This is a genomic window from Delftia sp. 11MD (assembly GCF_050907895.1).
Classification (GTDB): Bacteria; Pseudomonadota; Gammaproteobacteria; order Burkholderiales; family Burkholderiaceae_C; genus Comamonas; species Comamonas tsuruhatensis.
Genome location: NZ_CP194333.1, coordinates 3950997 through 3966928, shown reverse-complemented (window position 1 = coordinate 3966928; position 15932 = coordinate 3950997). Strand labels below are relative to the sequence as shown.

17 protein-coding genes, 1 tRNA gene and 1 pseudogene are annotated in these 15932 nt (G+C 66.5%); 6 read left to right on the top strand and 13 right to left on the bottom strand.

What is annotated here, in order from left to right; all coding sequences use genetic code 11:
- Positions 1-14 precede the first annotated feature (14 nt).
- Positions 15-437, bottom strand: a complete 423-nt coding sequence (locus ACRSCF_RS17935; RefSeq protein WP_239009420.1) for a hypothetical protein — start codon at positions 435-437, stop codon at positions 15-17.
- A gap of 64 nt (positions 438-501) precedes the next feature.
- Here ACRSCF_RS17935 and ACRSCF_RS17930 point away from each other — a divergent pair, with 64 nt between their 5' ends.
- Entirely contained in the window at positions 502-930 is a 429-nt protein-coding gene (locus ACRSCF_RS17930; RefSeq protein ID WP_223275261.1) for a hypothetical protein, read from the top strand.
- 62 nt (positions 931-992) lie between these two features.
- Here the strand turns inward: ACRSCF_RS17930 and ACRSCF_RS17925 are convergent.
- Positions 993-1763, bottom strand: a pseudogene (locus tag ACRSCF_RS17925) (sigma 54-interacting transcriptional regulator); the annotation flags it as partial.
- Positions 1764-1855: 92 nt separating this feature from the next.
- On the opposite strand from ACRSCF_RS17925, the gene ACRSCF_RS17920 reads away from it, so the two are divergent.
- Entirely contained in the window at positions 1856-2170 is a 315-nt protein-coding gene (locus ACRSCF_RS17920) for an alcohol dehydrogenase catalytic domain-containing protein (protein WP_227472546.1), read from the top strand.
- Positions 2125-2589 (top strand): zinc-binding dehydrogenase, encoded by a 465-nt coding sequence (locus tag ACRSCF_RS17915; protein ID WP_244386308.1) that lies wholly within the window; start codon positions 2125-2127, stop codon positions 2587-2589. The genes ACRSCF_RS17920 and ACRSCF_RS17915 overlap by 46 nt, the downstream gene beginning before the upstream one ends.
- A 76-nt stretch (positions 2590-2665) precedes the next feature.
- Here the strand turns inward: ACRSCF_RS17915 and ACRSCF_RS17910 are convergent.
- Both ACRSCF_RS17910 and ACRSCF_RS17905 read right to left on the bottom strand, forming a co-directional pair.
- Positions 2666-2755 (bottom strand) — tRNA-Ser (locus ACRSCF_RS17910).
- A 13-nt stretch (positions 2756-2768) separates the two neighbouring features.
- Positions 2769-3728, bottom strand: a complete 960-nt coding sequence (locus ACRSCF_RS17905) for a LysR substrate-binding domain-containing protein (protein WP_017403991.1) — start codon at positions 3726-3728, stop codon at positions 2769-2771.
- A gap of 185 nt (positions 3729-3913) precedes the next feature.
- Between ACRSCF_RS17905 and ACRSCF_RS17900 the strand changes: the two genes are divergently transcribed.
- Positions 3914-4321, top strand: coding sequence for a tautomerase family protein (locus tag ACRSCF_RS17900; protein WP_016448908.1), 408 nt, complete (start codon positions 3914-3916; stop codon positions 4319-4321).
- Between the two features lie 68 nt (positions 4322-4389).
- Here ACRSCF_RS17900 and ACRSCF_RS17895 read toward each other — a convergent pair whose 3' ends face one another.
- Both ACRSCF_RS17895 and ACRSCF_RS17890 read right to left on the bottom strand, forming a co-directional pair.
- On the bottom strand, positions 4390-5307 hold the full coding sequence (locus ACRSCF_RS17895; RefSeq protein WP_016448907.1) for an SPFH domain-containing protein: 918 nt from the start codon (positions 5305-5307) through the stop codon (positions 4390-4392).
- Positions 5308-5434: 127 nt separating this feature from the next.
- Positions 5435-5860 (bottom strand): NfeD family protein, encoded by a 426-nt coding sequence (locus ACRSCF_RS17890; protein ID WP_016448906.1) that lies wholly within the window; start codon positions 5858-5860, stop codon positions 5435-5437.
- Between the two features lie 151 nt (positions 5861-6011).
- On the opposite strand from ACRSCF_RS17890, the gene ACRSCF_RS17885 reads away from it, so the two are divergent.
- Positions 6012-8585, top strand: a complete 2574-nt coding sequence (locus ACRSCF_RS17885) for an arginine/lysine/ornithine decarboxylase (protein WP_203399587.1) — start codon at positions 6012-6014, stop codon at positions 8583-8585.
- 87 nt (positions 8586-8672) lie between these two features.
- Here the strand turns inward: ACRSCF_RS17885 and ACRSCF_RS17880 are convergent, their stop codons facing one another.
- The 3 genes from ACRSCF_RS17880 to ACRSCF_RS17870 form a co-directional block, all read right to left on the bottom strand.
- A complete protein-coding gene (locus tag ACRSCF_RS17880) occupies positions 8673-9728 on the bottom strand; it encodes a Bug family tripartite tricarboxylate transporter substrate binding protein (protein WP_034364339.1) in 1056 nt (351 codons plus the stop codon).
- Positions 9729-9873: 145 nt separating this feature from the next.
- Complete coding sequence (locus ACRSCF_RS17875; protein ID WP_034364341.1) at positions 9874-11121, bottom strand: CaiB/BaiF CoA transferase family protein; 1248 nt, start codon at positions 11119-11121, stop codon at positions 9874-9876.
- Positions 11122-11160: 39 nt separating this feature from the next.
- Positions 11161-12114, bottom strand: a complete 954-nt coding sequence (locus ACRSCF_RS17870) for a hydroxymethylglutaryl-CoA lyase (RefSeq protein ID WP_244386307.1) — start codon at positions 12112-12114, stop codon at positions 11161-11163.
- Between the two features lie 158 nt (positions 12115-12272).
- Between ACRSCF_RS17870 and ACRSCF_RS17865 the strand changes: the two genes are divergently transcribed.
- Positions 12273-13004, top strand: coding sequence for an IclR family transcriptional regulator (locus ACRSCF_RS17865; RefSeq protein ID WP_034364346.1), 732 nt, complete (start codon positions 12273-12275; stop codon positions 13002-13004).
- Positions 13005-13028: 24 nt separating this feature from the next.
- Here ACRSCF_RS17865 and ACRSCF_RS17860 read toward each other — a convergent pair whose 3' ends face one another.
- From ACRSCF_RS17860 to fabI, 4 genes are all read right to left on the bottom strand, one after another.
- Complete coding sequence (locus ACRSCF_RS17860; protein ID WP_016448900.1) at positions 13029-13949, bottom strand: ZIP family metal transporter; 921 nt, start codon at positions 13947-13949, stop codon at positions 13029-13031.
- Between the two features lie 45 nt (positions 13950-13994).
- Entirely contained in the window at positions 13995-14630 is a 636-nt protein-coding gene (locus ACRSCF_RS17855; RefSeq protein WP_043790189.1) for a superoxide dismutase, read from the bottom strand.
- A 67-nt stretch (positions 14631-14697) separates the two neighbouring features.
- Entirely contained in the window at positions 14698-14823 is a 126-nt protein-coding gene (locus ACRSCF_RS17850) for a hypothetical protein (protein WP_279613667.1), read from the bottom strand.
- A 215-nt stretch (positions 14824-15038) separates the two neighbouring features.
- Complete coding sequence (gene fabI / locus ACRSCF_RS17845; RefSeq protein WP_016448897.1) at positions 15039-15839, bottom strand: enoyl-ACP reductase FabI; 801 nt, start codon at positions 15837-15839, stop codon at positions 15039-15041.
- Positions 15840-15932 lie beyond the last annotated feature (93 nt).

Here is a 15932-nt window from a genome sequence, read left to right as displayed (position 1 = left end):
CACAAGCCATCACATCAAGATGGCAGGGTGGAAACAATGGCGCGATTGGCCTGTAAGTGGGCTTCAATCGACGCCAATTGCGCGTCGTAATCACTGATGACTTGCGCGGGGGTACTTCGCGGCATCCTTGTTTTTAGAAAAACAAGAGCGGGTATGACGATCAAGGAAAGCATCCACGCCAACGTGAGCGCAGTGTTGATGGCAGGCATCTTGATCTGGTTTATCGCCGTAGGACCCGCAAGAAGCAGGACGAGGAAGCTGATGCCGGTCAGCTTCAACCTTCGGCCACGTGCATGTGCACGCTTCTTTTGATGGGCTTCCAACGCTTGTGCACGCAGCGCCAGAATCTGCTGCTTTTCTTGCGTCAGCCTTGGAATGGCCAGTTCTGCCGCTGTGCGATCTGTGCCCCGTTGGATGGCGTGAAGGGAGTGTTCCACCTTTTTCAGTGAAATGATCCCGCCTTGACGTTCAAGAATTTGGGCGCTTCCGCAATGCGCGCAGATGAAGCGTTCCGTATCACTTCCAATCTCCAGTGGAGCGGAGCAATTGGCACAAGACAAGCTGTATATCGGCAAGCCACTCTCCCGTTTTTCTGGGGCAATCCAAAGCCAAAGCTGCCCATACATGCCAAGTCACCCGGCCGTATTCATTGCTTCGCCCATGGGCAGCGAGCCGGGCAGTGTAGCGCTGAATGCGGCGGGTTTGACGAGGCTGCATGCGCAGCCGGACCTGCTCCAGTTGTTGCAGCCGTGGGGGGAGGGCTCAGACACCTGCCTTCTCGAACAGCCGGCGCAATACCTGCATGGGCAGGAACCTGACCTTTCGCCGTTTCAGTTCCCGCCGGAACAGGCGCTCGCGTTCAATGAAGTTGATCTTGGGTTTCATCTTTTTTGGGGCTGCAATGGACGAAACGCGCCAATCTACTGGTGAACGCCGCAGCTGCTGTAACACCGTGTCAGCGATGCTTCGGGATTGCCGGTTGCCGCTCGGCCCTATGGCCCGCGCCATTGGGCATGCCGCACGCCCAGCTGCAGCTGCTGGATGCGGCGGTGGATGGTGGAGCGGCTGACGCCGAGCTGGCGCGCGGCCTCTGAGACGTTGCCCTGGCATTGGGCAAGCAGTTGCTCCAGCGCCTGTGCGGCGGGCTCGCTGGTGTTGCTGGCCAGGGCGGCGGTGCAGGGCGGGGCATTGTGCAGCGCGTCGGGCAGGTGGTCGGGCTCGATGCTGCCGTCGCCATCGTTCCCGCACAGGGCTGCGGCGTAGCGCAGCGCGTTGTGCAGCTCGCGCAGGTTGCCGGGCCATGCGTGCGCGGCCAGCAACGCGCGGGCCGCGTCGCCCAGGTGCAGATGGCTGCCCAGCGTGGCCAGCATCTGGTCGGCAATGGCCTGCAGGTCGCTGCGCTGGCGCAGGGCGGGCAGTTGCAGCTCGGCGGCATTGAGGCGGTAAAGCAGGTCTTCGCGGAAGCTGCCGCGCCGCACCAATTCGGCCAGCGGCCGGTGTGAGGCCGAGATGACGCGAACGGACACCGCCCGTGGCGCGCGGGCGCCCAGCGGGGTGATTTCGGATTCGGACAGCACCCGCAGCAGCTTGGCCTGCAGGGCCAGGGGCATGTCGCCGATCTCGTCAAGGAACAGCGTGCCCTCGTGTGCCGCAGCAATCAGCCCTTCGCGGCCCTTGCTGGCGCCGCCGGTCCAGGTGCCGGGCAGGTAGCCGAACAGCTCGCTCTCCAGCAGTGCCTCGGGAATGGCTGCGCAGTTACCTGCAGCAAGTTCATCACCTGCGGTAAGGCCGAATAGTCGCCATGGGGCGGCTGTGCCGCCCGCCAACCCAGCCTTGCAAAACAGAAAGTTCAATCATGAAAGCAGCACGTTTCCACGACCGGGGCGACATCCGCATCGAGGACATCCCCGAACCCGTGGTGGAGCCCGGCACCGTGGGCATCGAGGTGGCCTGGTGCGGCATCTGCGGCACGGATCTGCATGAGTTCATGGAAGGGCCGATCTTCATCCCGCCCTGCGGCCACCCGCATCCCATCTCGGGCGAGTCCGCATCCATCACCATGGGGCATGAGTTCTCGGGCGTGGTGGCGGGCTGTCCGAGCGGATTGCCGTCAAGCGCCGCTGGGTGCATCCCATCTCCGATGCCATTCCACTGGACCAGGCCGCGCTGATCGAGCCGCTGTCCGTGGGCCACCATGCCTACACCCGCAGCGGAGCGAAGGCCGGCGATGTGGCACTGGTGGGCGGCGCCGGCCCCATCGGCCTGCTGCTGTCGGCCATCCTCAAGGCCAAGGGCCTGACCGTCGTCATCACCGAGCTCAGTGCCAAGCGCAAGCAAAAGGCGCGTGAATCGGGCGTGGCCGATCACATCCTGGACCCCTCCGAGGTGGACGTGGTGGCCGAGGTGATGAAGCTCACCGACGGCAAGGGCGTGGATGTGTCGTTCGAACGTGCACAGCGTGGTCATGAAGCAGCTGGACGTGCGCGGCACCATTGCCTACTGCAACGACCACCAGGAAACCATCAAGCTGGTCGAGGAGGGCAAGATCAACCTCGAGCCCTTCATCACCCAGTGCATCCAGCTCGATGACCTGATGCCTGCCGTGTGGTCACGCTGCGCAAAGAAAAAAGCCCTTGATTGAATCAATCAAGGGCTTAGATCATTTTGGCGGAGAGGGCGGGATTCGAACCCGCGGTGGGGATTAGCCCACACACGCTTTCCAGGCGTGCGACTTAAACCGCTCATCCACCTCTCCGAAGACCGCGATTCTAGCATCGATTTTTTGGGGTGGCCGCGAAGTTTCCTGCATGCGTGATCGATATGCCCTGGACGGCTGGCGCTTCGGGCATGGCCCGTGCCTGCGCCTGCAGCCAGTTGCAGAAGATGTCGAGCCGGGTCTGCACCGCAGTGCTTCGGCGCAGCGCCAGGTAGCGGTAGCCGGAGGCAGTGAAGCCGAAGGGCGCCAGCAGGCGGCCGGCCTGCACGTCGTCCATCACCAGGTGCCAGGGGGCGACGGCCGCGCCCAGGCCGCGCAGCGCGGCTTCCAGCGTGAAGTAGTAGTGCTCGTAGACGGGGCCGGCCGCTGCGGGCGGGGCCATGTCCATGGAGGCGGCCCACAGGTCCCAGGCGTTGCGCCGGCCGCGCGTGTGCAGCAAGGGGAGGCTGGCCAGGTCTTCAGGCTGCTGGAGGCGTCCTGCCATGGCCGGGGACATCACCGGGCCCAGGTATTCGGCGAAAAGAGGCAGGGACGTCTCGTTGTCTGCAAGGGCCTCGCCGCTGTCGTGCGTGATGGCCGTGATGAGCAGGTCGCAGCCTTCGCGTGCAGCGTCGGTGCCGGTGTCGGTGGTGCGCAGGCGCACCTCGATGCCGGGGTGGTGCGCGTGAAAGTCGAACAGCCGGGGGATCAGCCATTTGACGGTGAAGGTGCTGAAGCAGGCCACGTCCAGAGGGCCTTCGTGGGCGTCGCCCAGGCTGCGCACCGCCTCATGGATCTGCTCGAAGGCCTGGGTCAGCGCCGGCTGCAGGGTGCGCGCTGCCGCGGTGAGCGTGGGGCGGGCCTTGGTGCCTGCGAACAGCGGCAGGCCCAGGTGCTGCTCCAGCTGCCTGACCTGGCGGCTGACGGCGCCGGGCGAAACGCACAGCTCGTCCGCCGCCGCCGTCATGCGGCCCAGACGTGCGGCGGCTTCAAAGGCGCGCAGGGCGGCCAGCGGGGGCAGGCGGCGGGTCATGGGTCGGGTCATGGGTCGGGTCACGGGGCGGGTGGAGGCTATGTGAGTTCCAGTTACATAGAACCGGCCGAATCATCGCTTTTCAGGCCATGGGCCGGTCGGTAGATTTGCCGCTTCGGCCGGCAATCCTGCGTGGATTCTGGCCGGACTTTCCATCTCCATTCGATCCCACAGCACATAGCACCATGCCCTTCGTCCACACCTATCTGCCCCAGTCCACCTCCACTTCCCAGCGCGATGCCGTCGTGCAGGGCATTCACCGGGCCCTGGTGGAGGGCATCGGCATGCCCGAGGACGAACTGTTCAACATGGTGCATCCGTACGCTCCCGGCCAGTTCGCGTTCAGCCGCAGTTTCAATGGGGTGGCGCGTTCGGATGCCGTGGTGGTGGTCGAGATCACCATGCGGCGCGGGCGCAGCGATGCGATGAAGAAGGCCTTGTATGCGGCCATTGCGCGCAATCTGCATGAAGGGGCGGGGGTGGCGCCGGCCGACGTGTTCATCTTCATGCATGAGAACGACTACTCGGACTGGTCCGTGGGCCATGGGCGCTTCGCCATGGGCCTGGTGCAGCAGGTGGGCGCACCCGCCTGATCCGCACAACACCGCTGCAATGAAAAACGGGCCGCGATGGCCCGTTGTTCATGGCGTGGCGGCGGCTCTCAGCTGGTGCGCTGGCCGGTCTGGATCATCTTCATGGCCGAGGTGATCAGGCTGGAGACTTCGGTCATGTTGCTGGGCACGATCAGCGTGGTGGTGGCGTCAGAGGCAACCTGGCCATAGGCCTCGACGGCCTTTTCGGCGACCTTGAGCTGCACGGCCTGCTCGCCACCGGGCTGGCGGATGGCGTTGGCCACGCGTTCGATGGCCTGGGCCGTGGCGTCTGCGACCGCCTTGATGGACTCGGCCTCGCCCTGGGCCTTGTTGATGACGGCCTGCTTCTCGCCTTCGGAGCGGGCGATGAAGGCTTCGCGCTCGCCCGTGGCGATGTTGATCTGTTCCTGGCGGCGGCCTTCGGAGGCTGCGATCAGGGCGCGCTTTTCGCGCTCGGCCGTGATCTGGGCCTGCATGGAGCGCAGGATTTCGGCCGGCGGCGTCAGGTCCTTGATTTCATAGCGCAGCACCTTCACGCCCCAGTTGAGCGCGGCCTCGTCGATGGCGGAGACCACCTGGGCGTTGATCATGTCGCGCTCCTCGAAGGTCTTGTCCAGTTCGAGCTTGCCGATCACGGAACGCAGCGAGGTCTGGGCCAGCTGGGTGACGGCCATGATGTAGTTGGACGAGCCGTAGCTGGCGCGCATGGGATCGGTGACCTGGAAGTAGAGGATGCCATCCACCTGCAGCTGGGTGTTGTCGCGCGTGATGCAGACCTGGCTGGGCACGTCCAGCGGGATTTCCTTGAGGCTGTGCTTGTAGGCCACGCGGTCCACGAAGGGCACGAGGAAGTTCAGGCCGGGCGTGAGCGTGCCGGCGTACTTGCCGAGGCGTTCCTTGACCCAGGCGTGCTGCTGGGGCACGACCTTGATGGACCGTGCGATGAAGATGGCCGCGATGACCAGAATGACGATGGCGATTTCCATGGTGTCTCCAGGCCCCGGAGGGGCATTCGGTGAAACAAGAGGGCGGCGGGACGGCTGGCGGATGGTGCCTGCCACTATGCCCGATGCAGATGCCCGCGCCGTGAAGCGCGGGCGTGGGGATGGGCAATCAGAGTTTGTCCACCAGCAGCCGGTTGCCGACGACCTCGGCCACGCGGTGCATGCCGGCAGAGGGCAGGTTGCCCGGACGGCTGATCACGGTCCATTGGGCGCCGCGGTAGCGGACCTGGGCCGTGCCGTCGGAGTTCCATTGCTCGACCATGACGGATTCGCCGACATCGAGGTTGACGTCGCGGTTGCTGGAGGCGGGCTGGCGGCTGGGCAGGCGCCGGCGCACCAGGTAGCAGGCCAGTACGAAGGCGCTGCCGAGCACGGCGGCAATGACGAGCTGGGCAATGGGCGCCAGGCCCATGTGGGCGCACAGCGCACCGACGATGGCGCCCAGTGCCAGCATCAGCAGATAGAAGCTGCCGGTCAGCAATTCGGCGATGACCAATGCGCCGGCGACGAGCCACCAGATGGTGGAATATTCCATTCCCAGACTCCCTGTTTATGACGGTTGCTTGTGTTTAGTGCACCACATTCTGGGTGAAAAGCCGCACGCTTCAAAGGCGCAATAAGGATATTCCTTACACTTCGCGCCTGTTTCGTTTTTTAGGCCCGCTCAGGTTACGGAGGCTGCCCCCATGAAGTTTCGCTTTCCCATCGTCATCATCGACGAGGACTACCGTTCCGAGAACACCTCGGGCCTGGGCATCCGCGCCCTGGCACAGGCCATCGAGCAAGAAGGTTTCGAGGTGCTGGGGGTGACCAGCTACGGCGACCTGTCGCAGTTCGCGCAGCAGCAAAGCCGGGCCAGTGCCTTCATCCTGTCCATCGATGACGAGGAGTTCTCGCTGGGTGGCGAAAGCGATCCCGTGATCCACAGCCTGCGCAGCTTCATCGGCGAAGTGCGCCGCAAGAACGCCGATGTGCCGATCTACATCTACGGCGAGACCAAGACCAGCCGCCACCTGCCCAACGACATCCTGCGCGAGCTGCACGGCTTCATCCACATGTTCGAGGACACGCCGGAGTTCGTGGCCAAGCACATCATCCGCGAGGCCAAGAGCTACCTGGAAGGCGTGCAGCCGCCGTTCTTCAAGGCGCTGCTGGACTATGCGGAAGACGGCTCCTACAGCTGGCACTGCCCCGGACACTCGGGCGGCGTGGCCTTCCTCAAGAGCCCCGTGGGCCAGATGTACCACCAGTTCTACGGCGAGAACATGCTGCGCGCCGACGTGTGCAACGCGGTGGAGGAACTGGGCCAATTGCTGGACCACAACGGCGCCATCGGCGAGAGCGAGCGCAATGCCGCGCGCATCTTCAATGCCGATCACTGCTACTTCGTGACCAACGGCACGTCCACGTCGAACAAGATCGTCTGGCACCACGCCGTGGCGCCCGGCGACGTGGTCGTGGTGGACCGCAACTGCCACAAGTCCATCCTGCACTCCATCATCATGACGGGTGCGATTCCGGTGTTCCTCAAGCCCACGCGCAACCACTTCGGCATCATCGGCCCGATCCCGCAAAGCGAGTTCTCGGTGGAGTCCATCCAGGCCAAGATCGCGGCCAATCCGCTGCTCAAGGGCGTGGATGCCAAGACGGTCAAGCCCCGCGTGCTGACGCTGACGCAGTCCACCTACGACGGCGTGCTCTACAACACCGAGACCATCAAGAGCATGCTTGACGGCTATGTGGCCAACCTGCACTTCGATGAGGCCTGGCTGCCGCACGCTGCCTTCCACCCGTTCTATGGCAGCTACCACGCCATGGGCAAGAAGCGCGCGCGCCCCAAGCACTCGGTGGTGTATGCCACGCAGTCCATCCACAAGCTGCTGGCCGGCATCAGCCAGGCATCGCATGTGCTGGTGCAGGACAGCCAGACCGAAAAGCTGGACCACCACCTGTTCAACGAGGCGTACCTGATGCACACCTCTACCAGCCCCCAGTACAGCATCATCGCCAGCTGCGACGTGGCCGCCGCGATGATGGAGCCGCCCGGCGGCACGGCCCTGGTGGAAGAGTCGATTCTGGAGGCGCTGGACTTCCGCCGTGCCATGCGCAAGGTCGAAGACGAGTTCGGCGACGACGACTGGTGGTTCGAGGTCTGGGGTCCCGAGAAACTGGCCGATGAAGGCGTCGGCTCGGCCCAGGACTGGATCATCCGCGGCCAGGACGCGGCGCCCAAGCGCTCCAAGGCCAAGAACGGCAAGGAGTTCGACAACTGGCACGGCTTTGGCGAGCTGGCCGACGGCTTCAACATGCTGGACCCGATCAAGTCCACCATCGTGACGCCGGGCCTGGACCTGGACGGCGATTTCTCGGACACGGGCATCCCGGCCTCCATCGTGACCAAGTACCTGGCCGAGCACGGCGTGGTGGTGGAGAAGACGGGCCTGTACTCGTTCTTCATCATGTTCACCATCGGCATCACCAAGGGCCGCTGGAACACCATGCTGACGGCGCTGCAGCAGTTCAAGGACGACTACGACCGCAACCAGCCGCTGGCACGCATCCTGCCCGAGTTCTGCCAGCAGCACCGCCGCTACGAGCGCATGGGCCTGCGCGACCTGTGCCAGCACGTGCACGAGCTGTACGCCAAGTACGACATCGCCCGCCTGACGACCGAGATGTATCTGTCGGACCTCAAGCCCGCGATGAAGCCCAGCGATGCCTACGCCCACATCGCGCACCGCAAGACCGAGCGCGTGGAGATCGACCACCTGGAAGGCCGCATCACCGTGGGCCTGGTCACGCCGTACCCGCCCGGCATTCCGCTGCTGATCCCCGGCGAGGTGTTCAACCGCAAGATCGTGGATTACCTGCTGTTCGCGCGTGAGTTCGCCAAGGAGTGCCCTGGCTTCGAGACCGACATCCACGGCCTGGTGGAGCTGGAGGACGCGGACGGCGAGGTGCGCTACTACGCCGACTGCGTGGCCCAGGCCGCTCCTGCCCGCAAGGCGCCGGCTGCCGGCAAGTCTGCGGCCGGAAAATCCGCAGCGGCCAAGGCGGCGGCCAAGCCGGCTGCCAAGGCTGCGGCAAAGCCCGCTGCCAAAAAGGCCGTGAAGGCTGCTGCCGTCAAGGCGCCGGCCAAGCGCCCCGCAGCGGCCCGCAAGGCCGGGTCGGCGCCGGAAGTCGGCACGGCTGCCAAGCCGGCGCGTGGCCGCAAGATGGTGCAGGTGGGCGATGATGGCCCCTTCGGCCGCACGATCTGATCGGCTGGCCGGCTGACGACGGCCCGTCAAAAAGGCGCGGTGCCCGCAAGGGGCGCCGCGCCTTTTTTCTTGCCCGCTGTTTGCCGCTCACTCCAGGCGGATCCTGGCATCGCGGATCAGCGCGGCCCAGTCCGTCTGCTCCTTGAGCAGGTACCGGGCCGCGTCCTGCATGCTGCCGCCCAGGGCCGTGCTGCCCTCGGCCTGCAGTTGCTGCTGCACGGCGGGCTGCTGCAGGGCCGCGTTCACGGCGGTATTCATCTTCTGCACGATGGCGGCCGGCGTGCCCTTGGGCGCGACGATCAGCTTCCAGTCCACGGCCTCGAAGCCTGCATAGCCCGACTCGGCCACCGTGGGTACCTCCGGCAGGATGGGCAGGCGCCTGGCCGAGGTCACGGCCAGGGCGCGCAGCTTGCCGCCCTTGAGCAGCGGATAGACGGCCTGGGGCGTGCCGAACATGTAGTGCGTCTGCTTGCCCAGCAGGTCGGTCACGGCCGGCGCTGCGCCCTTGTAGGGCACGTTGAGCACCTGGATGCCGGCCTTGAAGGCCAGCATCTCGCCGGCCAGGTGGCCCACCGTGCCCGTCGATGCCAGTCCCTGGCGGATGCCGCCCGGGTCGGCCTTGGCGTCCTTGACCAGGTCCTGCACCGATTTCCATGGCGAGTCCTGCGGCACGACCAGCACCGTGGGCTGGGCGGCGACCAGGGCCACGGGGATCAGGTCGGTGCGCGGGTTGAAGGGCATGCTGGGCAGCAGGGCGGGGTTGATGGCGAGGTTGGCGGTCTGGCCCATGCCGAAGGTATAGCCATCCGGCGCGGACTTGGCCACCGCATCCAGCCCGATGTTGCCGCCCGCGCCGGGCTTGTTGTCCACCACCACGGTCCATTGGTTCAGCGTGCCCACGCGCTCGCTGATCTGGCGCGCGACCGCGTCCGTGCCGCCGCCCGGCGTGTAGGGCACGACCATGCGCACGGCGCGCGAGGGCCAGTTGCCGGGCTGGGCCTGGGCCGCCAGCGGGAGCAGGGCGGCAGCCAATGCGGGCAGGGCGCACAGCAGCAACTGGCGGCGCGGGGCGGAACAAGGGCGGGCCTGGGTCAGTGTCTGTGTCCGGTTTTGGGCGGCCGGGTTGCGGTGGATGGCGGGCATGGTGTTGTCTCCGGGAATTTTGGGGAAAAGGCCTCCCCGCCGGGCGCGGGGCAAGCGTCGTCCGGTGTGGGGTGGATGGGGTGCAAGGTTGCAGGGGCGCCGCGCGTCGGGTGGACGGCGGCGGCTTCAGTGGCTCAGCCTGGCATCAATGGGAGGCCTTGGCGTGGCTGTCGGTGGCCTCGCCCTGGGCCAGGGCCAGGGCCTGCTCGCTGCTGTAGCCCAGTGCGGTGAGGATCTCCAGGCTGTGCTCGCCCAGGCGCGGGGGCGACAGGCGCACATCCAGGCGCTTGCCGTCCAGCGTGAAGGGCAGCAGCACGGTCTTGGTCTCGCGGCCATCGGGCAGGGTGATGGGGGCCAGCGCGCCCGTGGCGTTCAGGTGCGGGTCTTGCAGCAGGTCCTGCGGGCGTGCGATGGGGGCGAAGGGCAGGCCGTTCTTCTCGAAGACCTCGGCAATGTGGGCGGCGCTGTGCGGGGCCATCTTCTCGCGCAGCAGCGGCATCAGCCAGCTGCGCGCCAGCACGCGGTCGTTGTTGCTGCCAAGGCGCGGATCGTCGCGCAGCTCGCCCAGGCCGAAGGCATCGCAGAACAGGCGCCAGGCGCCGTCGCTGACCACGGCCAGGAAGATCTGCTCGCCGCCCTGGACCTCGAACACGTCGTAGATGGCCCAGGCCGAGATGCGTGCCGGCATGGGCGCGGCCGGCTTGCCGGTGACGGCGAACTGCATCATGTGCTGGGCGACCAGGAAGATGTTGTTCTCGAACAGCGCGCTTTGCACTTCCTGGCCGCGCCCGGTCTTCTCGCGCTGGGCCAGGGCAGCCATCGCGCCCATGGCGCCGAACATGCCGCCCATGATGTCGTTGACGCTGGCACCGGCGCGCAGCGGGTCGCCGGGGCGGCCCGTCATGTAGGCCAGGCCGCCCATCATCTGCACCACCTCGTCCAGCGCCGTGCGGTGCTCGTAGGGGCCGGGCAGAAAGCCCTTGTGGCTCACGTAGATGAGGCGCTCGAAGCGGTCCTTGAGGCTGTCGTAGTCCAGCCCCAGCTTGCGCATGGTGCCGGGCTTGAAGTTCTCGCAGACCACGTCGGCCGTGGCGATCAGGCGCAGCGCGGCCTGCTTGCCTTCCTCGGTCTGCAGGTCCAGCGTCACGCTCTTCTTGTTGCGGTTGAACAGCGGGAAAAAGCCCGAGCCCGAACCCAGCAGCTTGCGCGTGGCATCGCCGTCGCGGCCGTGGCCCACGGGCTCGACCTTGATGACTTCGGCGCCCAGGTCGGCCAGCATCATGCCGCAGGACGGGCCCATGACCATGTGGGTGAACTCGATGACGCGAATGCCCGCATAGGGCAGGGGCGCGGTCTGGCCTGCGGCCGTCTCGGGGGTAGTGGGTTGGCTCATGGAAAAACGGTGAATGAATGTGTGGGTTGTCGCCGCGGCTCAGGCCGGTGCGTAGGGGTGGGGCGCAAAGCCCTTGGGCAGTCCGGCCAGCGGCGTCATGCCGTGCAGCTCCTCGCCGGGCAGGCCTGCGGCCAGCGGCTGGCGGGCGGCGATCAGGCGATCGATGTCCACGCCGGTGCGGATGCCCATGGCCTCGAACATGAAGACCAGGTCTTCGGTGACCACGTTGCCCGAGGCGCCCGGCGCGTACGGGCAGCCACCCAGGCCGGCCAGCGAGGCATCGAAGGTGCGCGCGCCAGCCTCGTAGGCGGCCAGGCAGTTGGCCAGGCCCAAGCCGCGCGTATTGTGCATGTGGGCCGCGCCTGCATGTTCGCCCAGCTCGGCCCGCAGCCGTGTGAACAGGCGCCGCACCTGGGCCGGGTTGGCCATGCCCGTGGTGTCGGACAGGCCCGATTCGTCGGCGCCCGCCGCCACGCAGGCCAGGGCCAGTGCAATCACTTCGTCCTCGGGCACCAGGCCCTGCAGCGTGCAGCCGAAGGCCGTGGAGATGCCCGCCTCGATCAGGGCCTGCGGTGCGATCTCGTCGCGCAGCGCGGCAATGGCCCGCACCTCGTCCACCATTTGCATGGGGGTCCTGCGCACATTGGCCATGGAGTGCGCGGGGCTGGCCGATACGGGCAGGGTGACCTTGTGGACGCCGGCGCGCAGCGCAGCCTCGGCGCCGCGCAGATTGGGGACCAGGGCCATCACGGTGACGCCGGGCAGCGTGATGGCGTGGGCGACCACCTCGGCCGCGTCGGCCATCTGGGGCAGCAGCTTGGGCGAGACGAAGGAGCCGACCTCGATCTCCTGCAGGCCCGCATGGGCCAGGGCGTCGATCCACGCCAGCTTGTGCGCTGTGGACATGGTGGAGGCCACGGACTGCAGGCCATCGCGCGGGCCGACTTCGCTGATGAGTACGTCAAAACGGTGGGAGGACATGGGCAGGGACATCCGGTGGTGGGTGGCGATGACCGCAGGATTCGCCTGTTGACATCGGTTGCTTGAGTCGTTCTAATAGATAGAACTTGATTCTCTCTATTGAAATATTCCCTGCTGCACGCGCCATCGTCAAGCCTGCGTGCCTGGGGTTTTCCCTTGGGTGCCTTTTTATGCCTCGCAAATCAGTGACGGAATCGGTAGCCGACGAGAACGCCGCGCCGGGCGGAGTGGCTGCGGTGGACCGGGCCTTGAGCCTGCTGGCCGCCTTTCGCGACGGAGATGACGGGCTGACGCTGGCCCAGCTGTCGGAACGCACGCGCCTGTACAAGAGCACCGTGCTGCGGCTGCTGGCTTCGCTCGAACATGGCGGCTGGGTGTTGCGCCTGGATGATGGCCGCTATGCCGTGGGCCCGGCCGTGGCACGGCTGAACACCGTGTATGCCCGGCATTTCTCGCTGGACAGCGTGGTCATGCCCGTGCTGCGTACCCTGGTGCAGGCCACGGGCGAGAGTGCGGCCTACCACGTGCGCCAGGGGCAGGACCGGCTGTGCCTGTACCGCGTGGATTCGCCCCATCCCGTGCGCGACCATGCGCGCACCGGCGATCTGCTGCCGCTGGGGCAGGGTGCGGGCGGGCGGGTGCTGTCCGCGTTCGATGCCGAGCTGTACGCCGCATCGCGCGGCGGCAGCCGCACGCAGCTGGCCCGCGTGCGCGCCGATGGCTACTGCGCCATGGTGGGAGACAGGCACCGGGAGATCGCCGGGATTTCTGCCCCGGTCTTCAAGCGCGATGGAGAGTTGGCAGCGGCACTGACACTGACCATGCCAGCCCACCGCTACGAGGAGCGCCACGCCCGCCATGTGCTGGCGGCGGCGCGGGAGCTGGGGCTCTTGCTGCCCTGAGCCAGGCGTACGCGGTGCGCGGACTCAGCCCAGCGCCGTGTCCAGCACCATCATCAGCACAAAGCCCAGCATGAGGCCGCCCGTGGCAAAGGCCTCGTGGCCCTTGCGGTGCGACTCGGGAATGATCTCGTGGCTGATCACGAAGAGCATGGCGCCTGCTGCAAAGCCCAGGCCCCAGGGAAGCAGCGCGGCCGAGCCGCTGACGATGACTGCGCCCAGCACGGCGCCCAGCGGCTCCACCAGGCCCGATGCCATGCCCAGCGCCACGGCAAAGCTGCGCTTGTAGCCCGCAGCCAGCAGGGCCACGGCGACCACCAGGCCCTCGGGCACATCCTGGATGGCAATGCCTGTGGCCAGCGCATTGGCGCGCAGTCCGTCGTTGCCCGCATAGCCCACGCCGATGGCCAGGCCTTCGGGCAGGTTGTGCAGGGCAATGGCAAAGACGAACAGCCAGGTGCGCTGCAGCTTGCGCGCGCCTTGCGGGTCCAGGCCTTCGCGGCCCTTGATGAAGTGCTCGTGCGGCAGCAGCCGGTCCATGAGCATGAGCGCCGCGCCGCCCAGCAGGATTGCCGTGCCGATGACAGCGCCTGCCGCCCAGCCCCCGCCCCCAAACAGGCCCTGCGTACGCACCGCCTCCAGCCCCGGCAGGATCAGCGAGAAGGCGCAGGCCGCCAGCATGACGCCGGCGCCAAAGCCGAACAAGGTGTCCTGCGTGCGCTCGGACAGGCGCTGGGACAGCATCACGGGCACGGTGCCCAGGGCTGTCGCCAGCGCGGCTGCCGAGCCGCCGGCCAGGGCCTGGAAGACCACCGGATGGTTCTGGGCATAGGCCCAGAACTGGCTGGTGAGCGCCCAGGCGCCGGCCATCATGATGGCCAGGCCGATCCACAGGCGGATGTTGGACCGTACGCTGGTCTTGGAGCGGAAGCGTTGTGGCAGATCCATGCTGGTCGGGAATGGGTTGGGGCGTTGGCGGGCAGGCTTGGCCGATCAGCCGCGGGCTGCGGCGTAGCGGCGGGCCACTTCGGCCCAGCTGACTACGTTGTAGAACGCCGCGATGTATTCGGGGCGGCGATTCTGGTACTTGAGGTAGTAGGCGTGTTCCCACACGTCCAGGCCCAGGATGGGGGTGGCTCCGGAGCCGATGCCGGCCATCAGCGGGCTGTCCTGGTTGCCGCTGCTTTCCACGGCCAGCTTGCCGTCCTTGCCCACCACGAGCCACGCCCAGCCGCTGCCAAAGCGCGTGAGCGCGGCCTGGGTGAAGGCGGCCTTGAAGGCATCGAAGCCCCCCAGCTCCCTGTCGATGGCCTGGGCCAGCTCGCCCGAGGGGGCGCCTCCGCCACCCTGGTCTGCCGGGGCCATCACGGTCCAGAACAGGCTGTGGTTGGCATGGCCGCCGCCGTTGTTGCGCACGGCGCCGCGCACGCCTTCGGGCAGCAGGGACAGGTCGGCGATCAGCTGCTCCACCGGCTGGCTGCCGTGCGGCGTGTCCTTGAGTGCGGCATTCAGGTTGTTCACATAGGCCTGATGGTGCTTGGTGTAGTGGATCTCCATGGTCTGCGCATCGATATGGGGCTCCAGCGCGTCGTAGGCGTAGTTCAGGGGAGGCAGGGTGTAGTTGCTCATGTGGTTTCTTTCAGGGACTACGGGGGAAATCGGTGCGTCGAAGGCGTGTGGGGGGCGAGACCTGCAGTCAGTGCGCCAGCCGCGAGGGCAGGGCCGTTGCCGCGATGTCGAAGACCCGGGACGAGGCCTGCAGTGCAGCATCGATGGGGACTGGAATGGGAGAGGGCAGGCTGAGGTCAGGGGTTGCTTGCATCTCTGCTGGCTCCGAGGGTTTCAGAGATTCCTTGATATTGATCTGAGAATTGTATTATTCATGAGAATCATTCTCATTCAAAACAAAAATGACCTCAGTCAAGCCGATGTGTATTTCCTTGCGCGTGCAGGCAGGTCCCGCAGTCGTGGGTTTCGGGCGAAAAAAAGCCCCGCAGGCGGCAATGCCTGCGGGGCCGGTCGGGCGGCGGTGGCCGCTTAGACCTGGTCGGCCGACAGGCCTGCAGTCTGGCTGAAGCCGCCGTCCACGTAGGTGATCTCGGCCGTCACGCCCGAGGCCAGGTCGGACAGCAGGAAGGCGGCCACATTGCCCACATCCTCGATGGTCACGTTGCGGCGCAGCGGCGATGCATCGGCCACGCGGCCCAGCAGCTTGCCGAAGTCCTTGATGCCCGATGCGGCCAGCGTCTTGATGGGACCGGCCGAGATGCCGTTGGCGCGGATGGCGCGGCCGTCTGCCGTGCGGCCCACGGCCTCGGCCAGGTAGCGCACCGAGGCTTCCAGCGATGCCTTGGCCAGGCCCATGGTGTTGTAGTTGGGGATGGAGCGCAGCGCGCCCAGGTACGACAGCGTCAGCAGCGAGGACTTGTCGTTGAGGTAAGGCAGGGCCGCCTTGGCCATCGCGGGGAAGCTGTAGGCGCTGATGTCGTGCGCGATCTTGAAGCCCTCGCGCGACAGGCCTTCCAGGAAGTTGCCGGCGATGGCCTCGCGCGGCGCGAAGCCGATGCTGTGCACGAAGCCGTCGAACTTGCCCCAGGTGGCGCCCAGGTCGGCGAACAGCTTGTCGATCTGGGCGTCGTCGGCCACGTCGCAGTCAAAGATCAGCTTGGAGTCGAATTCTGCAGCGAATTCGGTGATGCGGTCCTTGAAGCGCTCGCCCACATAGCTGAACGCCAGCTCCGCGCCCTGTGCGTGGCAGGCCTTGGCGATGCCGTAGGCGATGGAGCGGTTGGACAGAACGCCCGTGATCAGCAGTTTTTTACCGGCGAGAAAGCCCATTGTTGTTCTCCAGAGGAAGTGAGTGGAAGTGCGCAGCAGCTGGCGGCGAAGGCGGGGCCCCGCGTCAGCGTTTGCCAGCGGGCGGCTGGCTGC